Origin of the sequence: Rhizobium sp. C4, assembly GCF_021026315.1 — a bacterium.
Taxonomy (GTDB): domain Bacteria; phylum Pseudomonadota; class Alphaproteobacteria; order Rhizobiales; family Rhizobiaceae; genus Ensifer_A.
In genome coordinates this window covers 25,924-49,305 of sequence record NZ_JAJNCX010000001.1, presented here as the reverse complement: position 1 = coordinate 49,305, position 23,382 = coordinate 25,924, and the positions used below count along the sequence as shown (strand labels likewise).

Genomic DNA, 23,382 nt, shown 5'->3' with positions numbered 1-23,382 from the left:
ACGCCTGGCAAGCCCTAATCAGTTCGTACGCGCGCTTCTGTAAACAGAAACGCCCAGCTCCCTGATCTTCTTGCGCAGCGTATTGCGATTGAGGCCGAGCACTTCGGCGGCCTTGATCTGGTTGCCGCGCGTTGCCGTGAGAACCGCCAGAATCAGCGGATATTCAAGCTCCGCCAGCACGCGGTTATAGAGGCCGGGCGGCGGCAGGTCTTCTCCGAAGCCGGAGAAATAGGTGCGCATGTTTTCCTCGACCGCCTGCGAAATGGTGACCGGGCCGGAACGACCGGCAGCCTTGTCGAGCGGACTGTCGGGAATGTCGGCGCGCAATTCCGTGTCGATGATCTCGCGGGTGATGACGTCCTGCGGATAGAGCGCGGTGAGTCGCCGGATGAGGTTCTCCAGCTCGCGCACGTTGCCCGGCCAGGCATAGGTCTTCATGGCCTCGATCGCCTCGGAATCGAAACGCTTGACGTCGAGACCTTCCTTCTCGGCACGCGTCACGAAGTGGCGCACGAGATCCGGAATGTCTTCCGAGCGGTCGCGCAGCGGCGGCAGGCGCAGCGGCACGACATTGAGGCGATAGTAAAGGTCTTCGCGGAAAAGCCCCTGATTGATCAGGTGCTTCAGGTCCTTGTTGGTGGCCGCGACGATGCGGACATCCGTGCGGATCGGCATGCGCCCGCCCACGGTCGTATACTCGCCCTGCTGGAGCACACGCAGCAGGCGGGTCTGCGCATCCATCGGCATGTCGCCGATTTCGTCGAGGAAGAGCGTGCCACCCTCGGCCTGCTCGAAGCGGCCGGTCGAGCGGTTCTGTGCGCCGGTGAAGGCGCCCTTCTCGTGGCCGAAGAGTTCCGATTCGATGAGATCGCGCGGAATGGCGGCCATGTTGATGGCGACGAACGGGCCGTTGCGGCGCTTGCCATAGTCATGAAGCGCGCGGGCGACCAGTTCCTTGCCGGTACCGCTTTCACCCGTGATCATCAGCGTCAGGTCCGTCTGCATGAGACGAGCGAGCACGCGGTAGATTTCCTGCATGGCGGCGGAGCGGCCAACCAGCGGCATGCCGTCCTGCTGGTCATCTTCCAGCTCCGGTGCCTTCTGCTTCGGCTCGGAAAGCGCGCGCTTGACGATGGCGAGCAGTTCGGTGAGGTCGAATGGCTTCGGCAGGTAGTCGTAGGCGCCCTTTTCGGAGGCCTTGATCGCCGTCATGAACGTATTCTGCGCACTCATGACGAGGACCGGAAGCTCCGGCCGCGCCTTCTTGATGCGTGGCAGCAGGTCGAAGGCGTTCTCGTCCGGCATGATGACGTCGGTAATGACGATATCGCCCTCGCCGCCCGCCACCCAGCGCCACAGCGTGGCGGCATTGGAGGTGATGCGGACATCATATCCGGCGCGCGTCAGCGCCTGATTGAGCACGGTGCGGATGGCGGCGTCGTCGTCGGCGACTAGAACCGTGGCGCTGGTCATGGGGCTTATCCTGCCTGTTCGTCATTGCGCGCGTTGTCAGCCGTATCCGTGGAAACGGGCATGAGAACGCGGAACGTGGTACGGTTGGTCTGGCTGTCGCATTCGACAATGCCGCCATGCGCGCCAATGATCTTGGCGACAAGGGCGAGACCGAGACCGGAACCGTTTGTCTTGGTGGTGATGAAGGGATCGAAAAGATGCGGCACGAGGTCCTGCGGGACGCCGGGACCATTGTCGTGCACGCAGAATTCCAGCGGCAGCGAGATCTTCTCGCGGGTGCCGGCAACCGAGAGACGAATGCCCGGACGATAGGCCGTCGACAGCACGATCTCGCCATCCGGCTTGTTGCCGATCGCTTCCGCCGCATTCTTCACGAGGTTGAGGAAGACCTGAACCAGCTGGTCGCGATTGGCATAGACCGGTGGCAGCGAGGGGTCGTAGTTCTCGACAAACTTGATGTCGCGGGCAAAGCCGGCCTGCGCAATCGCCTTCACGCGGTCGAGCACGACGTGGATGTTGATCGGCATGCGATCGACCGGGCGCTCGTCCGAGAAGACTTCCATACGGTCGACCAGCGACACGATCCGGTCCGTCTCGTCGCAGATGAGCTGCGTCAGCGAGCGGTCTTCCTCGCCGACGGAGGTTTCGAGCAGCTGCGCGGCACCGCGAATACCGGACAGCGGGTTCTTGATCTCATGCGCCAGCATGGAGGCAAGGCCGCTCACCGAGCGGGCAGCGGCGCGATGTGTCAGCTGCCGGTCGATCTTGTCGGCCATCGAGCGTTCCTGGAACACGACGACCACCGCACCCGGCGTCGTCAGGACCGGGGCGACATAGATATCGACCAGCTTGTCGGATCCGAGGCGCGGTGACGACAGGTCGACACGATATTCGTTGACCGGCGCGCGGCGTTCACGCACCTGCTCGATCAACGCCAGAAGCGGGCTGCCGAACGGGATCAGCGCCTCGATGACGTAACGCGACAGATGCGTGGCACTCGCCCCGAAAAAGGCCTCGGCCTCCCAGTTGGCGAAGACGACATAGCCGTCCGAGTTCAGCATGATCACAGGGTTCTGGATCGCGTTCAGAACCGGCAGCGCAAGTGCTTCCATCGATTCCAGTGGCATGGCGGGCGGCTTGGTGGTCATGCGGCTTCTCCGATTTCGGCGCTCGAATCTTCGGCCGAAAGCAGCGCCTCGCGCAGCCCCCTCACCACGGCTTCCGGGTCATGCGATGTCATGATGGCCACGCGGGCGGCCGGCTCCATCGATATGGTGTGCCGGTCGAGATACCAGCCAACATGCTTGCGCGCATGGCGCAGCCCACCTTCTACCCCGTAGAAGGACAGCATGTCGCGATAATGCTCCTCGGCAATGTCCGCAATCTCGGCTTGGGCCGGGGTTTCGCAGACGCCGGCGATCTTGCCGCAAAGCCAGGGCTGTCCCTGGCTCGCGCGTCCGACCATCACCGCATCGGCACCGGAGCGGCGCAGGATCTCTTCGGCATCATCCGCAGAGGCCACGTCGCCATTGGCAATGAGCGGAAGGCTGATCGCGTCGCGCACGGCGCGGATGGCGTCCCAGTCGGCCTTGCCTTCATAGAACTGCATGCGGGTGCGTCCATGCACGGTGATCATCTGGACGCCCGCATCCTCGCAGCGCCTGGCGATCTCCGGCGCGTTCAGCGACGTCTCGTCCCACCCGAGCCGCATCTTGACCGTCACGGGTACGGAAACTGCCGCGACCGTGGCTTCCACCAGCGACAGTGCGAGATCCGGATCGCGCATCAGGGCAGAACCGGAATAGCCGCCAATGACCTTCTTGGCCGGGCAGCCCATGTTGATGTCGATGATGTCCGCGCCCTCGCCTTCGGCTATCTTTGCGGCTTCCGCCATCCAGCGCGCCTCGCGGCCCGCCAGCTGTACAATGTGCGGACGCGCGCCTGTGCCCTTGAGCCGCTGGCGCGATTCGCGCATGTCCCGCACGAGTTCGCCACTCGCCACCATCTCGGTCACGGTCAGGCCCGCGCCATAACGCCAGGCGAGTTTACGGAAAGGCAGGTCCGTCACGCCCGACATGGGCGCGAGGATCACTCGGTTGCGAATTTCGACCGTTCCGGCCGAAAACGCAGATAGCAGGCTCACGCGATGCAAATGATTATCTTTCGTGCATCAGATTATTTTGCACCTTTTTTAGACATTCGCCATGCTCTTGCCAAGGGGGCAGCGGTAAAGGTCTCAAAAAAGCTTTGGACTGGAAAAAATACTCTTACACTTGTAAGGCCTTGGGTCCGTTGTGGCGTGCCTTACGGGACGTTTTTGACGGATACAAGACAACAGTTTGGAATTTGAAATATGAATGACACGGCGGAACTGGCCAGAGACTGCGCATTTGTCGTTGTTGCCGCAGGCCGCGGCGAGCGCGCCGGCGCGCCGCATGAAGGGCCGAAACAGTATCGCCCGATCGGTGGCAAGGCTGTCATCCGTCATACGCTCGAAGCCATCCTCGCCTGGCCGCGCAGCGGGGCGATCGTGGTGGTCATCCATCCGGACGATGAGGCGCTGCTGGTGAACGCGGTCGCCGGAATGACGGGTGCCGAACGCCTCATCATCGTCCATGGTGGCCCGACCCGCCAGCACTCGGTCCTCTATGGACTTGAAGCCCTCAGAAATGTCGAGCCGCGCTACGCCTTCATTCATGACGCCGTCCGCCCCTTCGTGACGGCAGCCTTCATGGATGGAATCGCCTCTCTCCTTGATGGCGGCGCAAAGGCCGCCCTGCCCGCGCTTGCGGTCGCCGAAACGCTGAAGCGCGCCGAGGACGGGCGCATCACCGCAACCGTCGACCGCTCCGGCCTCTATGCCGCACAGACGCCGCAAGCCTTTGATTTTGCGTCAATCCTGGACGCGCATCAGAAGGCTGCCTCTGCGGAGGACTTCACCTTCACCGACGACGCAGCCATTGCCGAATGGGCAGGCCACGACGTCAGCCTCGCGGAAGGTTTGGCGGGCAATGTCAAGCTCACGGTGAAGCGCGATATCGACCTCGCCGATGAAAGGCTCAGACGCACCATGATTGCCGATGTCCGCTGCGGAAACGGCTATGATGTCCATCAGCTTGTCCCCGGCGACGGGGTCACGCTTTGCGGCGTCTTCATTCCGCACGAAATGGCGCTGTCGGGCCATTCGGATGCCGATGTCGCGCTGCACGCCCTGACCGATGCTCTGCTCGCCACCTGCGGTGCCGGCGATATCGGCGACCATTTCCCGCCCTCCGACCCGCAATGGAAGGGAGCGCCCTCGCGCATCTTCCTGGAAAAGGCGGCGTCCATCGTGCGCGAACGCGGCGGCACGATCACCAATGCGGATGTCTCGATCATCGCCGAGCGCCCCAAGGTCGGGCCGCATCGCGAGGCGATGCGCGCCAACATGGCGGCTGTCCTGAACATTTCCATCGACCGCTGCTCGGTCAAGGCGACGACGAACGAGAAGATCGGCTTCGTCGGCCGCGAGGAAGGCATCGCCGCGATTGCGACGGCGACAGTCATTTATGAAGGAGGACGGTCATGACCGCCCATGCTGAGAATATCGAACTGGCCCGTCAGGTCATCGAAGCCTGCCGCTACCGCAACATCATGATCGCCGCGGCCGAATCCTGCACCGGCGGCCTGATCGCGACCACACTGACCGAAATCCCCGGCTCGTCCGCCGTCTTCGACCGCGGCTTCGTGACCTATTCCAATACGTCCAAGATCGAGATGCTCGGCATCTTTCCGATCACCATCAAGCAATATGGCGCGGTCTCCAAGGAAACCGCCATGGAAATGGCCCATGGCGCGCTCGCACGCTCGGAAGCCGGCCTGTCGATTGCCTGCACCGGCATTGCCGGCCCGGATGGCGGCACGGCTGAAAAGCCCGTCGGCCTCGTCCACATCGCCGCCAAGCACTATAACGGCACCCTGCTTCACCGCGACATGCATTACGGCGAAATCGGCCGCGCGGCCGTGCGCTTTGCGACGGTGAAGACGGCGCTGGAGATGATGCTGAAGCTTGCGGTGATCGACCCGAATTACAAGGGGTGAGACCCCTCACCTTGAAACGTGCAGGGAAAGGCGTAAATTAGCTTTCTGCATCCTTCAAGACGAACGGTGATTGGCCATGGCGCCCCTACCTCGGAAACAACCGGTTGCTGACCATGATAGATGGTTTGGCCAACAGGTTGATCTCGCCTTGAAGGAGGCCGACGATCCCGAAACTGTCTGGATCGATGACGCCGATATCCGCAAAGATTGGGACCGTAAGCGTGCCGACCTGGCTCGGCGCATCGACAAGGCGGACGAAACGGCGTGAAGATCATCTGGCTGCCGCGTGCGGTTGCCGACCTGAACGCGCAAATCGACTACATCGCCGCCGACAATCCCAAAAGCGCGATCGATATCGGTGACCGCGTAATCATACATGTTTTCCACCTCGGCGCCCATCCGGAAATGGGACGCAGCGGCAGACGAACAGGCACAAGGGAACTATTCGTTCCCCGTACACCCTTCGTCGTCGTCTATAGAATCCGAAATCAGCAATTGGAAATACTGCGGCTCCTGCATGGAGCGCAGCAATGGCCGCCGCCGGCATGACCTGCGGCAGAGGCCTCAAACCAGCCGGCTCTGCTCCAGCGCCGCTTCCACGAAGCTCTTGAACAGCGGATGCGGGTCGAGCGGGCGGCTTTTCAGTTCCGGGTGATACTGCACGCCGATGAACCACGGATGATCCGGGTATTCGACCGTCTCCGGCAGCACGCCGTCCGGCGACATGCCGGAGAAGACGAGGCCGCAATGTTCCAGCCGGTCCTTGTAGTCGATATTGACTTCATAGCGGTGGCGATGGCGCTCGGAAATCTCGGTCGAGCCGTAGATCGAGGCGATCAGCGTGTCCTTCTTGAGCGACGCCTTGTAGGCGCCGAGCCGCATCGTGCCACCGAGATCGCCGGAGGCCGAGCGCTTTTCAAGCTCGTTGCCCTTGATCCATTCGGTCATCAGGCCGACGACCGGCTCCTTGGTCGGGCCGAACTCGGTGGACGAAGCCTTCTCGATGCCGGCGAGATTGCGGGCCGCTTCCACGACCGCCATCTGCATGCCGAAGCAGATGCCGAAATACGGCACCTTGCGTTCGCGCGCAAAGCGCGCCGCATTGATCTTGCCTTCCGAGCCGCGCTCGCCGAAACCGCCGGGAACGAGGATGGCGTTGACCTTCTCCAGATACGGCGCCGGATCTTCCTTCTCGAAGATTTCCGACTCGATCCACTCAAGCTTGACCTTGACGTGATTGGCCACGCCGCCGTGATAAAGCGCCTCGATCAGCGACTTGTAGGCATCCTTGAGGCCCGTATACTTGCCGACGATCGCGATCGTGACTTCGCCCTGCGGCGTGTGGATGCGGTTGGAAACCTCTTCCCAGGGCTCGAGCTTCGGCTGCGGGGCCGGCTCGATGCCGAAGGCGGCCAGAACCTCGTTGTCGAGGCCTTCCTTGTGATAGGCGAGCGGCACGTCATAGATCGAGGCCACATCCAGCGCCTGGATGACAGCAGACGGACGCACGTTGCAGAACAGCGACAGCTTCTTGCGTTCGGCTTCCGGGATTTCGCGGTCGGCGCGCACCAAGAGGATGTCGGGATGAATGCCGAGTGCCTGCAGTTCCTTCACCGAATGCTGCGTCGGCTTTGTCTTGAGTTCGCCGGCAGCCGGAATATAGGGCATCAGCGTCAGGTGAACATAGACGGCCGTGCCGCGCGGCAGGTCGTTGCCGAGCTGGCGGATCGCTTCCATGAAGGGCATGGCCTCGATGTCACCCACGGTGCCGCCGATTTCGCAGATGACGAAATCATAGTCCTCATTGCCGTCGATGACGAAATTCTTGATCTCGTTCGTGACATGGGGAATGACCTGCACGGTCGCGCCGAGATAATCGCCGCGGCGTTCCTTGTCGATGATGTTCTTGTAGATCCGGCCCGTGGTGATGTTGTCGGTCTTCGTCGCCGAACGCCCGGTGAAGCGCTCATAGTGGCCGAGATCGAGGTCGGTCTCCGCGCCGTCGTCGGTGACAAACACCTCGCCGTGCTGCGTCGGGCTCATGGTGCCCGGATCGACATTGAGATAGGGGTCCAGCTTGCGCAGGCGAACACGGTAACCCCGTGCCTGCAACAATGCTCCGAGTGCTGCAGCCGCAATGCCCTTGCCAAGAGAAGAGACCACGCCGCCAGTGATGAATACGTATCGCGCCATGGGAGTCACCGGATACCTTTAAACGAACGATTCCGCTACCCGCAAAATTCGGGTGAGCCCGAAAAATCGGTGGATGACGAATCGCTTCTAGCCAAAAGAAATCCGGCAGCCAGTTGGCTGGCTGCCGGAGGATTGTGTCAACCTGTCTGCCCTTACTGGGCGGACGGTACCTTGTTTGGGTCCGCCTGAGGTGCTGCCGGCGCTGTCGCCGGAGCCTGTGCGGCGGGTGCCGTGCCCGTTGCGGGAGCCGCTGGTGCCTGGCCTGCCGGCGCCGTCGAAGCGCCGTTTGCTGCCGGTGCGCCGCCAGAGGGAACGCCATTGTCTGGAACGGCCGGCTTCGTTTCAGCCGGCTTGGTGCCGCCGAGCTGGTCGAGAATGCCGTTCTGCTGGCCCTGCTGGGTGATCGGGATCCGGTCGAGAATGTCGGTCGGCTTGGCCTGGTAGCGGGCGAGAATGCCGAGCGCCAGAGACGTGATGAAGAACAGCGTCGCCAGGATCGCGGTCGTGCGGGTCAGCGCATTGGCCGTGCCGCGCGCCGACATGAAGCCGGAGCCCCCGCCGATGCCGAGACCGCCGCCTTCCGAACGCTGGATGAGCACGAGGCCGACCAGCGCGAGCACGATCATGAGATGAATGACGATGAGAACAGTTTGCATAGTGGCATGTCCCATGCCGCGCGAAAAACGCGGCAAAATAATAGAAGTTGGCGGCTCTTTACACGAGCCGTCCCGTTATTCCAAGTCCCGACGGTTCAATTTGCGTCCAGGGAAATAAACTTAGGCCTGAAGCGTCTCGTACGCCTTGCAGATGGCGAGGAAATCCGCGGATTTCAAGGAGGCCCCACCGACCAGAGCGCCGTCGACATTGGCAACGCCCATCAGTTCGACCGCATTGCCCGGCTTCACCGACCCACCATAGAGAATCCGCATCTTCGCGCCCTCACCTGCAAAGCGTGCCTTCAACTCGGCGCGCATGAAGGCATGTGCCTCCTCGACATCACCGGTGGAGGGCGTCAGCCCGGTGCCAATCGCCCAGACGGGTTCGTAGGCAATGACGGTGTTTTCCGCCGTCGCGCCATCCGGCAGCGAGCCGGCGAGCTGCGTCTTCAGAACCTCAAGCGTCCGTCCGCCCTTGCGCTCGGCTTCCGTCTCGCCGATGCAGACGATGGCAACCAGATCGGCAGCCCATGCGGCTTCCGTCTTGGCGCGGACTTCGGCATCCGTTTCCTTGTGGTCCGTGCGGCGCTCGGAATGGCCGAGGATGACATGCGTGCCGAAGCAGTCGGCGATCATCTCGGCCGAGATATCGCCCGTATGCGCGCCGGAGACCTTCGCGTGGCAATCCTGCGCGCCGATTTCGAGAACACTGTCGGTCGCAAGCGCCGTCGCAACGTAAAGCAGCGTGACGGGCGGGCAGATCAGTGTCGAGATGTTGCACTTCAGCGAACCGACACCGGCGGCCATCGCCTTGATTTCGTCCAGCGAAGACCGCGTACCGTTCATTTTCCAGTTGCCGGCAACCAGCGGGCGGACATCAGGCGTCATCTCGAAAACCTCTCCTCATCGACTTCGGGTCGGACATGCCAATAGCGGCGAAGCGGGCGGGATGCAATGTTTTCAACCGCTCTGCGTCTGCGAATAAAAGATTGCCATTGACCGTTGTTATCCTGCGATCTTCTATAGCCTTTAAGGGCGGGATTTGGGCATGTCTGCGGTTCGGATTTTCAATCGGGCAATTTGGGGCGTCTTCTTCGTCCTGATCCTCTGTGCCGGCGTCGAGGCGCAGGCCGCAGGCCGCGTAGCACTGGTCATCGGCATGTCGGCCTATCGAAATGTCGTGCCCCTCGAAAATGCCGGCAATGACGCCCGTTCCGTGGCTGCCACGCTGAAATCCATCGGCTTCGATGTCACGGAGGCCATCGACCAGCCGCTCGGCGGGCTGGTGAAGACGATCAACGATTTCTCCTTCCGCTCGGAAACCGCCGATATCTCGGTGATCTACTATGCCGGTCACGGCGTCGAGGTGGCCGGCGAGAACTTCCTGATCCCGGTCGATGTCACCCTGCAGAGACTTGAGGAGATCGGCCAGCAGGCCCTGCCCCTCAACAGCCTTCTGTCTGCCGTTGGCGGCGCGCGCAAGCTCCGCGTCGTCATCCTGGACTCCTGCCGCAACAACCCGTTTGCCGAACAGCCGAAATTCAACGAGAAGCCGGCCACACCCGGCATTGTCATGACCGCTGCCGACGATGTACGCGAGGGCCGTCTGGCTGCGCCGACGCCGGAACAGGGAACACTGGTCGTCTATGCCGCCAAGGCCGGCGATGTCGCACTTGACGGCGAAGGCGGGCACAGCCCCTTCGCCCGTGCCCTCATCGACCGCCTGCCGGACCGCGACACCGAAATCGGCATGATGTTCCGCAAGGTGCGCGACGAGGTGATGGCGGAGACGCATAACCGTCAGGAGCCGCATTTCTATGGCTCCCTGCCCGGCATCCCCTATTTTCTGGCCGGTGGCGACGCAGCGGTTGCATCGCTCTCCGATCGCCGCACGGCCTGGGGCTCGCTTGGAGGCAGCCAGCGTCTGCAGCTGGCCTCGCTCGCAGAGGGCGGCAATGTCCGGGCGCTGATCGGTCTCGGCTACATGTCGCTGGCACCCGGCAAGGACAATTTCGACCCGGAGAAGGCCTTCCGCTATTTCTCGGATGCCGCCGACAAGGCCGATCCGGAAGCCATGTTCGAACTCGCCAAGCTCTATGAGAAGGGCATCGGCACGAAGCAGGATTTCACCAAGGCCTTGGCGCTCTACCGCAAATCCGCCGACCTCGGCTTTGCCGACGCGATCAACGATCTCGGTTTCTTCTACTACCAGGGTGCGGAAGGCGTGAAGCGCGATCCGGAAAAGGCGGTTGCCCTCTTCATCAAGGCCGCGGATCTGAAGCATCCGCAGGCCATGTACAATGTCGCCTCGCTGATCGACGACGGTGTCATCAAGGGCAAGACCTCGCAGGATGCCGCGCGCTATCTCTATGCGGCGCTCCGCTCCGGCGTGAAGGACGTGCTGGCGCAATTGACGGAGCGGCCTGAACAGTTCAAGCTTCCGACCCGCAAGGCACTGCAGAAACTGCTCGCTGACAATGGCTTCTACAAGGGAACCGTCGACGGCGGCTTCGGCAAGGGGACGGTCCGTGGCCTGCAGCTTGCATATGGAGAATAGCGGCCGGAATGCGCCTGCGTCGGCCCGAACGGGATTTTAGGGGGCAATGGGCATGCGTGGCACGGTTAAGGCGACCTGGGCGGTCATCGTTTCCATGGGGCTTGTCCTGCCCGACCTTGCCTTCTCCCAGGCCGCGGGACCCGGCCCTGGTAACCAGGGTGGCCAAGGCAACCAGGGTGGTCAGGCTCCAGCACCCAGCGCCACAACGTCCGATCCCGGAACCCAGTCGTCGAATGCGAACCCGGGCGGCTCGCCCACCATCGTCTACACCAACCTCAACTGGTTGATCACCAACCGGATCTCGAAGGACTTCAACGCGGCCGTGACCGAATGCGGCCGCTATGACGATGTCTATCGCATCGATTGCCTGCGCCAGAACATGCAGCGCATCGCGGATCAGCTGCCCGATGACGGGGATTATGGCAGGGTGAAGCGCATTCTCTCGAATGCAGCCGGCAAGCTCGGCGGCATCGTCTCGAAATATGCCGACCCTGCCGCGCCGCGTCTGACGCCGCCCGCCGGCGCCAATCCGCGTTTCCGGCTGAACCGCAGCTACAAGGCCGTGCGCCGCGACAAGGTGCGCCAGGCTATGGCAGAGGCAGCCCAGGTCGTGCAGGAAGCTGCAACCCAGCTGCTGCGCTCGTCGGAAAACTCCAGCGCGCGGCTGGCCCACTACCAGTCGATTTCGGTCGCCGTCGGCTCCACCAAGGTTCTGCTGCGTTCGCTGTGAGTTTCAGGACCGCCTGAAAAACCAGTTCAGCGTATCGCGCCAGTCGAGCATGCGCAGCGGGATCCCGTGCGAGCCCGTGTTGAACAGCACGAAGCGCGTCGGATAGCCCTTGTCGTGCAGCTTGCGATAAAGCCCGTCCTGATCCTTCCAGGAATAGACCGTGTCGTCCGTGCCGTGGGCAAAGAAAAGCGGCAGGTGAGCGGTGTAGAAGGGGGTCGTGTCGAACTGGCTGTCGAGCACGCCGCTCATCAGGATCATGCCGGACAGAACCGAGACGGCCTGCGGGTCGCGCGCGATCTCGCGGCAGACCAGCGTGCCCATCGAGGCGCAGGCGATGATGACCGGATTGCCACCGGACGCCTTGGACAGGCTCTGGACCAGCTTCGACACATCGGCGGCGCCCGCCGCATCGAAACTCTTGACGGTCGGCGCGACATAGACGCCGCCATTCTCCACCGCCAGGTTCTTCAGGCGATTGAAATTGCCGCCAAAGCGTTCGTCGCTCGCGCCGAGTTTCCGGTCGACGCCGCGGCCATGGATGAAGACGATGCTGAACTTCTGCTTGCCGACCTTGCCGGCGGTGAAGATTTCAAGCTTGTGCCCTGCTCCCAGATCCATCGTGCTGAAGGACTGGTTCCAGTTGACGCCCAGCGACATGTATTGCCACTTGACCTTCCGCTCGGGCTCGTCGTCGCGCTGGTAGATGTCGCGTTCCTTGCGGTAGTCGACCTTGATCCAGTCGCCGTTGTCCTTCGTTTCCATGATGCCCGGATAGGCAAACAGGTCGTCCTTGAACGGCTTCAGCTCCAGTGCTGCGGCCAAAGACGGCGCCAGAACCGCGGCAAACAGGCAAACCAGCGTTCTGAAACGCAAATGAACTGTGGACATATGTCCCATGGAAGAACTCCCTGACCTGCCTCATCTTGCCAACAAGGCGGGCGATACGCAATTTCGGGCCAGCTTTCACGGTTTCCCGGACTCATTGCCTGCGCTACAAGACAGGAGAACATTTGGGAAACGATTCGCGCCGCGTTCTATGTGAACCCATGCGGCGCGCGAACACCAGACTAGAGCAGCAGATACGGCACGATGGATAATTCGAACGATCTTTTCGCGAGCATGGCTCCCCAGGCTTCCGAAACTGCGGAGCGCAAGACCGAAGTTGCGGCAGCGCCTGCGCGCCCGGTCGCCGCAGCCCCCGCCTCGTCGCCCGTCAGCTCCGCACCACCACCGCCGCCGAAGTCCAACGGCGCCGACGACTATGGCGCATCCTCGATCCGCGTCCTCGAAGGCCTCGAACCCGTCCGCATGCGCCCCGGCATGTATATCGGCGGCACGGACGAGAAGGCGCTGCATCACCTCTTCGCCGAAGTCATCGACAACTCGATGGACGAAGCCGTTGCCGGCCATGCCAACTTCATCGAAGTCAGCCTCGACGCCGAAGGCTTCATCACCGTCACCGACAACGGCCGCGGTATCCCGGTCGAAGAACATCCGCAGGCGCCCGGCAAGTCGACGCTCGAAGTCATCATGACCAAGCTCCATGCCGGCGGCAAGTTCGACGGCAAGGCCTACGAGACCTCCGGCGGTCTGCACGGCGTCGGCATCTCGGTGGTCAACGCGCTGTCAGATGTTCTCGAAGTCGAGGTCGCCCGCAACAAGAAGCTCTATCGCCAATGTTTCTCGCGCGGCCTCCCGCAGGGGCCGCTGCAGGAACTCGGCGACGTCCATAACCGTCGCGGCACGCGCGTGCGCTTCCATCCCGACGCGCAAATCTTCGGCAACAGCGCCAAATTCGTGCCGGCGCGCATCTTCCGCATGGCCCGTTCCAAGGCTTATCTTTTTGGCGGCGTCGAAATCCGCTGGAGCTGCGATCCGTCCATCCTGCCGGAAAGCGGCGAGATCCCGGAAAAGGCCGTCTTCCACTTCCCCGGCGGCCTGAAGGATTACCTCCAGGCATCGCTTGGCAAGGACTTCACCGTCACCCGCGAAATCTTCGCCGGCAAGACCGAGAAGACCGGCGGCCATGGTGCGCTCGAATGGGCGATCACCTGGTATGGCGGCGACGCGATCCTCAATTCCTATTGCAATACGATCCCGACACCCGAAGGCGGCACGCATGAGGCGGGCCTGCGCATCGCGCTGACCAAGGGGCTCAAGAACTACGCGGAAATGACGCAGAACAAGCGTGCCGCCAACATCACCACCGACGACGTGATGATCTCGGCCTACGGCATGCTCTCCGTCTTCATCCGCGAGCCGGAATTCGTCGGCCAGACGAAGGACAAGCTCGCCACCGTCGAGGCCCAGCGCATCGTCGAAAACGCGCTGCGCGATCCCTTCGACCACTTCCTCACCGGCAACCCGCAGGAAGCCGACAAGCTTCTCGAATGGGTGATCGAGCGCTCGGAAGAGCGCATGCGCCGCCGCAAGGAAAAGGAAGTCAACCGCAAGACGGCGGTGCGCAAGCTGCGCCTGCCCGGCAAGCTCGCCGACTGCGCGCAGAACACGGCCGATGGTGCCGAACTCTTCATCGTCGAAGGCGACTCGGCCGGCGGGTCTGCCAAGCAGGCGCGCAACCGCGCCAACCAGGCGATCCTGCCCTTGCGCGGCAAGATTTTGAACGTTGCAAGCGCCGGCCGCGAAAAGCTCGGCGCCAACCAGCAGATCGCCGATCTCATCCAGGCGCTCGGCTGCGGCACGCGCTCGAAATACCGCGAGGAAGACCTGCGCTACGACCGCATCATCATCATGACCGATGCCGACGTCGACGGTGCGCATATCGCCTCGCTGCTGATCACCTTCTTCTATCAGGAAATGCCGGAACTGATCCGCGAAGGCCACCTCTTCCTCGCCGTGCCGCCGCTCTACAAGCTGACGCAGGGCGGCAAGACGCTCTATGCCCGCGATGACGGCCACCGCGCCGACCTGATGGCCAAGGAGTTTACCGGTCGCGGCAAGGTCGAAGTCAGCCGCTTCAAAGGTCTTGGCGAAATGTCGTCCGACCAGCTGAAGGAAACGACGATGAACCCGAAGACGCGCACGCTGCTGCGTGTCGATGTCGACCGGGAGGACCCGGAAGGCACGCGCGATTCGGTCGATGCGCTGATGGGAACGAAGCCGGAAGCCCGCTTCCGCTTCATCCAGGACCGCGCCGCCTTCGCCGAAAACCTCGATATCTGAGTGCTCGCCTTCGTCCTCTCGATCGTCCTGTTGAATGCCTGCCACAGTTCGGTGATATTCCAGCCTATAACGGGATGAGCGGGCATTTCAGCATGGCGTGAGCGATGCGACAGAAGATGGACGGGAAGAGATGCAGGTCAAGACTGCGATGATCGTCATGGCGATCATGGGCTGCGACGACAGCGCAACGAAGTGCACGCAGCTTTCGCTGAGCGAGCCGAAATGGGAGACGGTCGCTGCCTGCGACAAGGATTCCGAACAGGAACTGGCGCGCTATTCCAACGTGAAATATCCGATGGTCATCGCCATCTGCCAGTCGCCCGAGGTGACCAAGGCAGATGCGATGAAGGATAACACGGCACCCAGGCAACAGCCGCAGGCGCAACCCGCCTTGCCCCCGACTGCCGAAACGGCAGCCAAAGAACCCGAGAAGCCCAACCTTCTGCAAAGAACCTTTGGGGTTATCAAGGAAGCCATTCCGACGACGGAAGGCGTGAAATCAGCTGTGACAAAGCCGGTCCATGTGATCGCCGACGGCTACAGCTGGGTCGTGCGCAAGATCAAGCCGGACTGATATCCGGCCTGATGCGGACGCGCGTCCCTCGTCTTACTGCGACATCAGGACAAGACGACGGTTGATCGGAAGGACAGGTCGTGCATTGCTCGAATAGATCGAGGTGAACGCCTGGATTGATACCTGCTCGACCTTCAGCGGTTCGCGCGCCACCATCCATGTGACGATCTCGCTGCAGGGCGGGGTGGTGAGCGAACCTTCGTAGGTCCAGTATTCGAGACCCTGCGGCAGCAGGTCGCTCGGCGTAAACGCCTCGACTTTGCCCTCGGCTCCCTCCGTCTGCGGGAAGTACCTGGCCAGCATGGAGAAGGCGTCGTGCTTCTGTTCCGGCATCATGAAGATGCCGAGAACGACCAGGTCGCCATCCTTCTTGTTCTTGTGCACGAAATGCACTTCCATCGGATGCGTCATGCCGTCGACGAGATGTTCGCTCGGCGCATGGAAGTGGAACTGCAGCAGATCATAGACCTTGCCGTTGCGGCTGATCGACGAGCCTTCCGGCATGTTGATCTGGATCGTGTGGCCGTTATTGACGATCTTGGCGGAAGATTTCTTCCACGACACCGTGATCGGATCGACTTCGGCCCTGATCGCAGAGGTAATGTTGATCGGCGACTGCTGGCCGCCTGCGGAGCAGACCGCATTGGCCTTGTCTAGATCGGCCCAGTGATCCGGACCGTGCTCGCCCTTGTATTCCCAATGGGGCCCTTCGGATGCGCGCGCCATCCCGGCGCAAACAGCACAACCGCCCAGCGCGATAAAACCGCGTATCAATTCACGTCTCTTCATGATGTCCCCCTGCCCGGGACAAGAAAAATGCGCCTGAAAATGGCGCCGGTTGCCCAAGCGACAATAAGATTAAACAACAAAACATTGACAAGTGGTTGCGCAACCCATCGTCAAGTCTGGCGATCCTGGGTCAGGCGGCGTCGCTCAGCAGCTCGTGAACATAGGCCTTGGCCATCTGGCGCATCTCGGAAATCGCCAGTCGCTCCACCGCATCGACGAGCGCATGGCCGCCTTCCGACAGGTCCTTCTGTCTGCGGCAGCGTTCGGCGAGCCTCAGGAAAATTCCAGAATCGCCGGGGATGTCTCCGCCCTCTTCGCGCCAGATCGCGACGGCCTCAGAGAACACCTCGGAAAGGTCACGGCTGATTCCGGCCGCTTCGATCAGTGCCCGGACGGCGCGCGGACGACCGGAGGCGAGGATCGCACGCGCACGCACGCGCGCGACACCGGAGAGGTTCGAAATGACTTCGGCGAAAAAGGCCGTACGTCCGGCACAAAGTGCGTGAATGAGGAACATGGTCGAAAGCCGTCCCTCGACACGCAGGTGTTCCGTCATTTCGGACAGTTCGGCTTCGCTGGCGCCGGCCAGCACGCGGACAAGGGCGGCCTCGCAGGCCTCGCGACGCATCCGCTCGCGCTTGCGCGGCGGAATGAGCGCCGTGACAAGTCCGGCATCCGCCAGCGTATCGCCGATCTTTTCGATGAGGATATGACGTGCCGTCGCCGGCAGTTCGCTGCGCTCGAGCAGCAGTTCACGGATCGTCGCATCCTTGCCGCAGCGCGACGCCAGACGCACCATGACATTGGCCGTCAGCCGAGCACCCTGATTGCGCAGCAGCAGCGCAATGTCGAACCTGCCGCCCACTTCCGCCAATGCGGCGGCAACCGGGGCGGAGACGGCCGTGCGAACAGCCACGGCTGCCCGGATTTCGTGGTTGCCACGACCGATGAGATCGATGAGATCATTGTCCGTCAGAACCGGAGAACGGGAAACGATTGTCGCTGCGATATCGGTGCGATCTTCCGTCAGCGCCAGAATGACCGGGCGCGGAGCATTGTGGTCATCCGCCAGCGACTCGGCAAGGTTCAGCCGAACTTTGGGGGAAACGTCGTCGAGAAGAAAGGTTGCGGCGAGGTCGAGCTTGCGGCGCTCGCCACCCGCAACCGTGGGAAGCTGCGCGTTCATGGCAGGCGCGGCAACCGGCTCAACCCGGTTCTGGGTCTTGTCCGACCGACGCAGGAAAGTTCCGAAAATCAACCGCTTGCCCCTGAATACTGACTCAGTTCTACTGTTCAGGGAGCTTAGGCCGGAATTGGTTTAAGATTCCTTTACCATGTCGCTTGGCGATTACTTAACCATGACGGACATCGAATGACGGTCATCTTGCGGGAAGAACTGGCTCCGGCGCGCGTCGTCGTCGGCGAGACGGATGATGCCCGCTGGCCGGCTGGAGCGCGTTTCCTTACCACGGCACTCCCGCGCAGCCTCGACGACGACCGTCGCCTGCTCGGGCGCCTCGCCGAGCCGGCATGGGCGGGCATCTGCGTCTGCGGCATCGAAACGCCGGCCGATATCGAAAGGGTATCCGTGCTGCTGCGCGTCGCCGAGGCCGACCGGGATCGGCCGCCCGCCTCGCTTCTCATTCTCGCCGTGCTGGACACGGCAAGGGCAGCACTCGATCTTGCCGCCTTCCATCGACCGATCCCCCGCCTCGCCGGCTTCCTCTTCGATGCGAAGGCCTTGGCGGAGAATACCGGTGCCGCGATCGACAGCGATCTCATTGCCGACCTGCGCCTGCGCCTGCCGCTGGCGGCACGCGCTTCTGAGGTGCCAGCGTTCCTGAAGGTCGATGAAATCGGCGCGGACGCGACAGCTGCCTCGATCCGCAATGGCTATCACGGCCTCTGTCTGGCGACGTCCTAGAATGTCTTGACCGCATCCACGATGCGCAGCTGAACGCGCCGCGAACTTTGCCACATGTCCGCCGAGAGCGTGCCGGCGAGATGCAGCGAAGCGCCACGCGATCCGAGCAGCAGGTCACCGAGCGGCGTGCCGATGGCGCGAAAGGCGATCGCATCGAGCCGCGTCCGGTCGAGCCCTTCAATGGTGACCTTGATATGGTTCACGCCGACCTGCCGCGAATCCAGGATCTTGTGCGACGGCAGGGCAAAGACGGGCTGCGAATGCCCCGAGCCATACGGTCCCGCCTGTTCGATCAGGTCGATCAGTTCCAGCGTTGCGCCGGACGCCGACAGCGCCCCATCGATCTTGAGGCTCGCGCCGGCGGCGATGTCGAGAACCGCAGTTCCCGCATGCTCTTCAAAGAAGGCGCGCATGGCACCGAGCTTCGAACGTTCGACCGTCAGGCCCGCCGCCATGGCGTGACCGCCGCCCTTGACGAGCAGCCCCTGATCGACTGCCGCGCGGACCATGCGGCCCATGTCGAAGCCGGCAATCGAGCGTCCCGAACCCGAGCCCTTGCCCGATGGATCGAAGGCAATGGCAAAAGCCGGTCGCTGGAACTTCTCCTTCAGCCGCGCCGCCAGCAGCCCGACGATGCCCGGATGCCAGCGGTTGCTGGCGGTCACGAGAATGGAGGCCTTCTCGGCGGTGCCGTATTCGGCGAGCACTTCCGCCTCGGCCTCTTCCAGCATCGCCGCCTCCATCGCCTGCCGCTCGCGGTTCAGCCCATCCAGCCGCTCGGCGATTTCGCCTGCCTCGACCGGATCGTCGAGCGTCAGCAGACGGCTTCCGAGCGCCGCATCGCTGATCCGCCCGCCGGCATTGATGCGCGGGCCGATGAGGAAGCCGAGGTGATAGGGCGTGACCGGACCGGAGAGGCCCGCAACCTTCAGAAGCGCTGCCAGCCCCGCATTCTTCTGATGCCGTGCCGCGATCAGACCCTTGACCACATAGGCGCGGTTCAGACCTTTTAGCGGTACGACATCGCAGACCGTTGCCAGCGCCACAAGATCGAGAAACGATAAGAGATCGATCGTGCCTGCCGCAGGATGCCCGGCCTCCTTGAGAACCCTGAGCGTCGCCACCAGAACGAGGAAGACGACGCCCGCGGCGCAGAGATGCCCCTGCCCCGACAGATCGTCCTCGCGGTTCGGATTGACCAGCGCATGCGTGACGGGAAGCTCATGTGTCACCTGATGGTGATCGATGACGACGACATCGATGCCGCGCTCGGCCGCGACCGCAAGCGACTCGTGGCTGGTCGAGCCGCAGTCGACCGTCACGATCAGCTGCGCGCCATTGTCGATCAGCTGCCCGATCGCCGCCGGGTTCGGGCCATAGCCTTCGAAGATGCGGTCGGGAATGTAGATGGTTGCTTCCACGCCGAAATGGGTGAGGAAACGATAAAGCAGCGCCGAGGAGGCCGCGCCGTCGACATCGTAGTCGCCGAAGATTGCCACCCGCTCGCCCTTGAGCGCGGCCTTGGCAATGCGCGCTGCCGCCTTGTCGCAATCCGTCAGGCTTGAGGGATCGGGCATCAGGTTGCGGATGGTTGGATCGAGAAAGGCGGGTGCGTCGTCCACCGACACGCCGCGTCCGGCCAGCACACGGGCGATCAGTTCGGGAATGCCATGCAGCTGCGCCATCGCCAGCGCGCGGTTCTCGCCCGCCTGGCCAAGCCGCGAAACCCAACGCTGTCCGCTGACCGACCGCTCGACATTCAGGAATGTCTGCGGCGCGGGATCGATCGGTTGTGCCATATCCTGCCCTTCATCTGCGGCATCTTGTCTATGGCAAGGCCCGGCGGGTCAAGGCTTTGCCGGGATTTCCACACGGTGTTGAACAGGCAGTCTCACCGTGCGAGCGCCGCCACCGGATCGAGCCGCGAGGCATTGCGGGCCGGAAGGAAGCCGAAGACGACGCCGATCAGGAAGGAGCAGAAGAAGGCAACCGCGATGGACTCGCTCGAAAACACCAGCGAGAAACCAAGCCCTGCGGCATTGAACGCCCAGCCGAAGCCGAGAGCCAGCGAGATCCCCAGCCCGCCGCCGATGAGGCAGACCAGCACCGCCTCGATCAGAAACTGCTGCAGGATATCCGCCCGCCGCGCGCCGACTGCCATGCGCACACCGATCTCGCCGATGCGCTCCGAGACGGAGACCAGCATGATGTTCATCACGCCGATCCCGCCGACGATCAGCGAGATGACGGCAATGGCCGCCACCAGCAAAGTCAACGTCTGCGTCGTCTGCGTGATCGTCTGGCGGATGTCGTCGGTGTTGAGGATGAAGAAGTCCTTCTTGCCATGCCGGTCGGTCAGGAACTGCGTGACGCCGGCCTCGGCAATGTCGGTCGCCGCGTCGTCGGCAATCCGGACGGTGATGGATCGCAGCGCGCGCCGACCGTCGAAACGCGCCTGGACGCTCGAATAGGGCATGTAGAGGTTGAGGTTGTTGCGCGCGCCGAAGCCGCCCTGCTGCGGGGCAATCACGCCGATGATCCGCACCGGCACATCGCCCAGAAACACCGTCTGCCCGACCGGATCGACGCCGCTGTCGCTGAAGAGCGCATTGGCGGTGTCGGTGTCGATGACGGCGTCCTGCGTGAGGTTCGCCACCTCCTCGTCGCCGAAGAGCTTGCCCGCCGTCAGCTTCGAGCCGCGCACCGCGAAATATTGTGGCCCCACCCCGTTCACCAGAGCGGTGGCCGCGACGGAGCCGAAGCGGGCCGTCGCATTCTTCGACACCGTCGGCGTCACCGCGCTCACATAGGAAAGCCCCGCCAGCGCGTCGGCATCCGCCACGACCAGCGTGGTGATCCTGTTCGAGCGAATGTCGCCGAACCCGGTCCCCGGAAAGATTTCGAGCGTATTGGTCCCCAGGCTTGAGATGTTCTCCAGCACCTTGCGCTGCGACCCCTCGCCCAGTGCGACGACACAGACGACCGAGGCGATGCCGATGATGATCCCGAGCATGGTGAGAAACGTGCGCAGCCGGTGTGCCTTCAGCGCCAGCAGCGCCATGGAGAAGGCCTCGCGGAAACGGTCGGCCATGCCGAACAGCCCGAAGCTCTTTCGGGTTGCGGGCCTTGCAGCGGGAGGCTGCGTGGTCTCGGTGGCAGCCTTGTCCGGATTGACCCGGTCCGCAACGATGACGCCATCGGCGATCTCGATGATCCGCCCGGCCCGGCGCGCGACATTCATGTCATGCGTGACGATGATCACCGTCTTGCCTTCGGCGTTGAGCTCGTCGAGGATTTTCAGCACCTCTTCGCCGCTCGCCTGATCCAGCGCCCCGGTTGGCTCGTCGGCGAGGATCACGTCGCCGGCATTCATCAGCGCGCGGGCAATCGAAACGCGCTGCTGCTGTCCGCCAGAGAGCTGGCCCGGCCGATGGTCGAGCCGATCCGGAATGCCGAGCCGCGTCAGCAGGTCGCCCGCGCGCGTCTGGCGCCGCCTGCGGTCGGTGCCGGCATAGATCGCCGGCACCTCGACATTGCCGAGCGCCGTCAGTTCGGGCAGCAGGTGATACCGCTGGAAGATGAAGCCGAAATGCTCGCGCCGCAGCGCCGAGCGCTCGTCGCCGTCGAGCTTGCTGGTCTCACGGCCGGAGACGATGTAGCTGCCCGATGTCGGGCTGTCGAGCAGGCCAATCAGGTTCATCAGCGTCGACTTGCCCGAGCCGGAGGGCCCGACGATCGCGACCATCTCGCCGCGCAGGATCGTCAGGTCGACGTCCTTCAGGACCGTCAGCACGCCATCGCCGGACGGATAGTCGCGGCGCAGGCGCTTCAGTTCGATGATCGGCTCGCTCATCCGATCATCCTTTAAAACAGCGAGGGGCCGCGCCGCGATGACGACGGCGAGGATTGGCGCTGCGCGGCCCCCTCGCCGACAACCACGCGCTCGCCCTTTTCAAGCCCTGAGCGGATTTCCGCCGTCGTCTTGTTGTCGAGCCCGACCTCGACCTTGCGCCGCTCGACCTTACCTTCCGCCGTCAGGACACGGACGAAACTGCCCTCCTTGCCTGCAGACACGGCGGATGACGGCACGGTCAGCGCGTCCTTGGCCTCGTCGATGAAGATCTTCACCTCGGCCGTCATGTAGGTGCGGAAATGCCGGTCCTTGTTGGCGACGTCGAACGTGCCGACATAATAGACAGCCGTGGTCGAGGAGGATGACCCGGAGCCCGAGCTGGATGCCGTTGAAGAGACGGCCGTGTCGTCCGTAATCGATTCCGGCGCGGGCTCGATGGCCGAAAGCGTCGCGTCATACTGGCGGGCAGGATCGCCCACCACATTGAAGCGCAGCTTCTGCCCCGCCTTCACCCGCACGATATCGGCCTCCGATATGGCGGCACGCACGGTCATCGTGTCGAGATCGCCGAGAATGACGATGGTCGGCACCGACTGGTTGGCATTGACGGTCCGGCCTTCCTGGTTCACCACCGAGAGCACGGTCCCATCCATCGGCGCCTTGATCTTCGTATAGCCGAGATTGGCCTCGGCCGTGGAAACCGTCACCTGCGCCTGGATGATCTGCGCTTCGAGCGCTGCAATCTGCGCATCTATGACCTTGACATTGGCCTCGGCGGTCTGCAGGTCGGCGCGCGAACCGGCGCGGCTGTCATAGACCTGCTGCTGCCGCTCCAGCACGACCTTTGCGTTTTCGAGATTGGCCTGCTTTTCGGCAAGCTGCGCCTGGACGACCGCCAGCGCGGCCTTCGACTTGCGCAGGTCATTGGCCTGCGACACGGAATCGATCTCGGCAACGAGATCGCCTTCCTTCAACTCGTCACCCGGCTTCACATGCAGGGCAATGATGCGGCCCGACACCTGCGCGCCTATAGCCACGATCTTGCGCGGCTTCAGGATGCCGGTTGCCAGAACCGATTCAGAGACGGTTCCGACCGTGACCGGCGCCGTGATGTAGCGCGGTGCCTCGACGGTGAAATAGCGTTTCCAGATGAAATATCCGCCGCCGGCCAGAAGGGCGAGGACAACGAGTGACAATAACAGGCGGGCTTTCATGTCCTCTTTCCAATTGGCATCGGGCCGAAATATTGCCCGATGTGATACGTGCGAGAGTACCGACCGGTTCCCGACTGATATGGTGCCGTCCAGCGACGCATACCAGCCTTGATCCAGCGCAAGACCCTGCGCTCCTCTCGCTCATCCGGATAAGGT

Annotated in this window: 20 protein-coding genes; 8 read left to right on the top strand and 12 right to left on the bottom strand. The window is 62.9% G+C overall.

The window, feature by feature from the left end; genetic code table 11:
• Positions 1-18 precede the first annotated feature (18 nt).
• From ntrC to dusB, 3 genes are read right to left on the bottom strand one after another with little or no spacing between them, the layout of a single operon-like run.
• On the bottom strand, positions 19-1,473 hold the full coding sequence (ntrC, locus tag LQK84_RS00225) for a nitrogen regulation protein NR(I) (protein WP_230826607.1): 1,455 nt from the start codon (positions 1,471-1,473) through the stop codon (positions 19-21).
• A gap of 5 nt (positions 1,474-1,478) precedes the next feature.
• Positions 1,479-2,621 (bottom strand): two-component system sensor histidine kinase NtrB, encoded by a 1,143-nt coding sequence (locus LQK84_RS00220; RefSeq protein WP_230826606.1) that lies wholly within the window; start codon positions 2,619-2,621, stop codon positions 1,479-1,481.
• Complete coding sequence (gene dusB / locus LQK84_RS00215) at positions 2,618-3,625, bottom strand: tRNA dihydrouridine synthase DusB (protein WP_269071696.1); 1,008 nt, start codon at positions 3,623-3,625, stop codon at positions 2,618-2,620. The genes LQK84_RS00220 and dusB overlap by 4 nt, the downstream gene beginning before the upstream one ends.
• 201 nt (positions 3,626-3,826) lie before the next feature.
• Here dusB and LQK84_RS00210 point away from each other — a divergent pair, with 201 nt between their 5' ends.
• From LQK84_RS00210 to LQK84_RS00200, 3 genes are all read left to right on the top strand, one after another.
• Positions 3,827-5,041, top strand: a complete 1,215-nt coding sequence (locus LQK84_RS00210; protein WP_230826605.1) for a bifunctional 2-C-methyl-D-erythritol 4-phosphate cytidylyltransferase/2-C-methyl-D-erythritol 2,4-cyclodiphosphate synthase — start codon at positions 3,827-3,829, stop codon at positions 5,039-5,041.
• Positions 5,038-5,553, top strand: coding sequence for a CinA family protein (locus LQK84_RS00205; RefSeq protein ID WP_230826604.1), 516 nt, complete (start codon positions 5,038-5,040; stop codon positions 5,551-5,553). Before LQK84_RS00210 ends, LQK84_RS00205 begins: the two co-directional genes overlap by 4 nt.
• A 264-nt stretch (positions 5,554-5,817) precedes the next feature.
• Positions 5,818-6,102: a type II toxin-antitoxin system RelE/ParE family toxin gene (locus tag LQK84_RS00200; protein ID WP_230826603.1), complete on the top strand. Its 285-nt coding sequence runs from the start codon at positions 5,818-5,820 to the stop codon at positions 6,100-6,102.
• Between the two features lie 15 nt (positions 6,103-6,117).
• Here LQK84_RS00200 and LQK84_RS00195 read toward each other — a convergent pair whose 3' ends face one another.
• The 3 genes from LQK84_RS00195 to tpiA all read right to left on the bottom strand — a co-directional run bounded on the left by LQK84_RS00195 (position 6,118) and on the right by tpiA (position 9,290).
• Positions 6,118-7,755 (bottom strand): CTP synthase, encoded by a 1,638-nt coding sequence (locus LQK84_RS00195; RefSeq protein WP_442966852.1) that lies wholly within the window; start codon positions 7,753-7,755, stop codon positions 6,118-6,120.
• Positions 7,756-7,898: 143 nt separating this feature from the next.
• On the bottom strand, positions 7,899-8,402 hold the full coding sequence (gene secG, locus LQK84_RS00190; RefSeq protein ID WP_230826601.1) for a preprotein translocase subunit SecG: 504 nt from the start codon (positions 8,400-8,402) through the stop codon (positions 7,899-7,901).
• Positions 8,403-8,522: 120 nt separating this feature from the next.
• The gene (gene tpiA / locus LQK84_RS00185; RefSeq protein WP_230826600.1) at positions 8,523-9,290 is read right to left on the bottom strand and encodes a triose-phosphate isomerase; all 768 of its coding nucleotides are present in this window, start codon (positions 9,288-9,290) and stop codon (positions 8,523-8,525) included.
• A 160-nt stretch (positions 9,291-9,450) separates the two neighbouring features.
• Between tpiA and LQK84_RS00180 the strand changes: the two genes are divergently transcribed.
• Together LQK84_RS00180 and LQK84_RS00175 are read left to right on the top strand one after the other, a co-directional pair.
• Entirely contained in the window at positions 9,451-10,959 is a 1,509-nt protein-coding gene (locus LQK84_RS00180; protein WP_230826599.1) for a caspase family protein, read from the top strand.
• A gap of 52 nt (positions 10,960-11,011) precedes the next feature.
• On the top strand, positions 11,012-11,689 hold the full coding sequence (locus LQK84_RS00175; RefSeq protein WP_230826598.1) for a hypothetical protein: 678 nt from the start codon (positions 11,012-11,014) through the stop codon (positions 11,687-11,689).
• Positions 11,690-11,692: 3 nt separating this feature from the next.
• Here LQK84_RS00175 and LQK84_RS00170 read toward each other — a convergent pair whose 3' ends face one another.
• Positions 11,693-12,586 (bottom strand): alpha/beta hydrolase, encoded by an 894-nt coding sequence (locus LQK84_RS00170; protein WP_230826597.1) that lies wholly within the window; start codon positions 12,584-12,586, stop codon positions 11,693-11,695.
• Between the two features lie 192 nt (positions 12,587-12,778).
• Between LQK84_RS00170 and parE the strand changes: the two genes are divergently transcribed.
• Entirely contained in the window at positions 12,779-14,872 is a 2,094-nt protein-coding gene (gene parE / locus LQK84_RS00165; RefSeq protein ID WP_230826596.1) for a DNA topoisomerase IV subunit B, read from the top strand.
• Positions 14,873-15,002: 130 nt separating this feature from the next.
• A complete protein-coding gene (locus tag LQK84_RS00160) occupies positions 15,003-15,446 on the top strand; it encodes a hypothetical protein (protein ID WP_230826595.1) in 444 nt (147 codons plus the stop codon).
• A 33-nt stretch (positions 15,447-15,479) separates the two neighbouring features.
• On the opposite strand, the gene LQK84_RS00155 is transcribed toward LQK84_RS00160, so the two are convergent.
• Together LQK84_RS00155 and LQK84_RS00150 are read right to left on the bottom strand one after the other, a co-directional pair.
• Positions 15,480-16,235, bottom strand: a complete 756-nt coding sequence (locus LQK84_RS00155) for a carbonic anhydrase (RefSeq protein ID WP_230826594.1) — start codon at positions 16,233-16,235, stop codon at positions 15,480-15,482.
• 130 nt (positions 16,236-16,365) lie between these two features.
• Entirely contained in the window at positions 16,366-17,493 is a 1,128-nt protein-coding gene (locus LQK84_RS00150) for a DUF2336 domain-containing protein (RefSeq protein ID WP_230826593.1), read from the bottom strand.
• Between the two features lie 114 nt (positions 17,494-17,607).
• Between LQK84_RS00150 and LQK84_RS00145 the strand changes: the two genes are divergently transcribed.
• Positions 17,608-18,159, top strand: a complete 552-nt coding sequence (locus LQK84_RS00145) for a hypothetical protein (protein ID WP_230826592.1) — start codon at positions 17,608-17,610, stop codon at positions 18,157-18,159.
• Here the strand turns inward: LQK84_RS00145 and recJ are convergent.
• The 3 genes from recJ to LQK84_RS00130 all read right to left on the bottom strand — a co-directional run bounded on the left by recJ (position 18,156) and on the right by LQK84_RS00130 (position 23,226).
• Positions 18,156-19,958 (bottom strand): single-stranded-DNA-specific exonuclease RecJ, encoded by a 1,803-nt coding sequence (gene recJ, locus LQK84_RS00140; protein WP_230826591.1) that lies wholly within the window; start codon positions 19,956-19,958, stop codon positions 18,156-18,158. The genes LQK84_RS00145 and recJ overlap by 4 nt on opposite strands.
• Before the next feature lie 92 nt (positions 19,959-20,050).
• The gene (locus tag LQK84_RS00135; RefSeq protein WP_230826590.1) at positions 20,051-22,012 is read right to left on the bottom strand and encodes a MacB family efflux pump subunit; all 1,962 of its coding nucleotides are present in this window, start codon (positions 22,010-22,012) and stop codon (positions 20,051-20,053) included.
• Positions 22,013-22,023: 11 nt separating this feature from the next.
• Complete coding sequence (locus LQK84_RS00130) at positions 22,024-23,226, bottom strand: efflux RND transporter periplasmic adaptor subunit (protein WP_230826589.1); 1,203 nt, start codon at positions 23,224-23,226, stop codon at positions 22,024-22,026.
• Positions 23,227-23,382: the final 156 nt, after the last annotated feature.

Bases quoted from the DNA above. Each gene is read 5' to 3' on its own strand.
- LQK84_RS00210 (WP_230826605.1), top strand. From the start codon at position 3,827: ATGAATGACACGGCGGAACTGGCCAGAGACTGCGCATTTGTCGTTGTT.
- recJ (WP_230826591.1), bottom strand. From the start codon at position 19,958: ATGGCACAACCGATCGATCCCGCGCCGCAGACATTCCTGAATGTCGAG.
- parE (WP_230826596.1), top strand. From the start codon at position 12,779: ATGGATAATTCGAACGATCTTTTCGCGAGCATGGCTCCCCAGGCTTCC.
- LQK84_RS00160 (WP_230826595.1), top strand. From the start codon at position 15,003: ATGCAGGTCAAGACTGCGATGATCGTCATGGCGATCATGGGCTGCGAC.
- tpiA (WP_230826600.1), bottom strand. From the start codon at position 9,290: ATGACGCCTGATGTCCGCCCGCTGGTTGCCGGCAACTGGAAAATGAAC.
- LQK84_RS00220 (WP_230826606.1), bottom strand. From the start codon at position 2,621: ATGACCACCAAGCCGCCCGCCATGCCACTGGAATCGATGGAAGCACTT.
- LQK84_RS00130 (WP_230826589.1), bottom strand. From the start codon at position 23,226: ATGAAAGCCCGCCTGTTATTGTCACTCGTTGTCCTCGCCCTTCTGGCC.
- LQK84_RS00205 (WP_230826604.1), top strand. From the start codon at position 5,038: ATGACCGCCCATGCTGAGAATATCGAACTGGCCCGTCAGGTCATCGAA.
- LQK84_RS00135 (WP_230826590.1), bottom strand. From the start codon at position 22,012: ATGAGCGAGCCGATCATCGAACTGAAGCGCCTGCGCCGCGACTATCCG.
- LQK84_RS00170 (WP_230826597.1), bottom strand. From the start codon at position 12,586: ATGGGACATATGTCCACAGTTCATTTGCGTTTCAGAACGCTGGTTTGC.
- ntrC (WP_230826607.1), bottom strand. From the start codon at position 1,473: ATGACCAGCGCCACGGTTCTAGTCGCCGACGACGACGCCGCCATCCGC.
- secG (WP_230826601.1), bottom strand. From the start codon at position 8,402: ATGCAAACTGTTCTCATCGTCATTCATCTCATGATCGTGCTCGCGCTG.
- LQK84_RS00180 (WP_230826599.1), top strand. From the start codon at position 9,451: ATGTCTGCGGTTCGGATTTTCAATCGGGCAATTTGGGGCGTCTTCTTC.
- LQK84_RS00145 (WP_230826592.1), top strand. From the start codon at position 17,608: ATGACGGTCATCTTGCGGGAAGAACTGGCTCCGGCGCGCGTCGTCGTC.
- LQK84_RS00175 (WP_230826598.1), top strand. From the start codon at position 11,012: ATGCGTGGCACGGTTAAGGCGACCTGGGCGGTCATCGTTTCCATGGGG.
- LQK84_RS00155 (WP_230826594.1), bottom strand. From the start codon at position 16,235: ATGAAGAGACGTGAATTGATACGCGGTTTTATCGCGCTGGGCGGTTGT.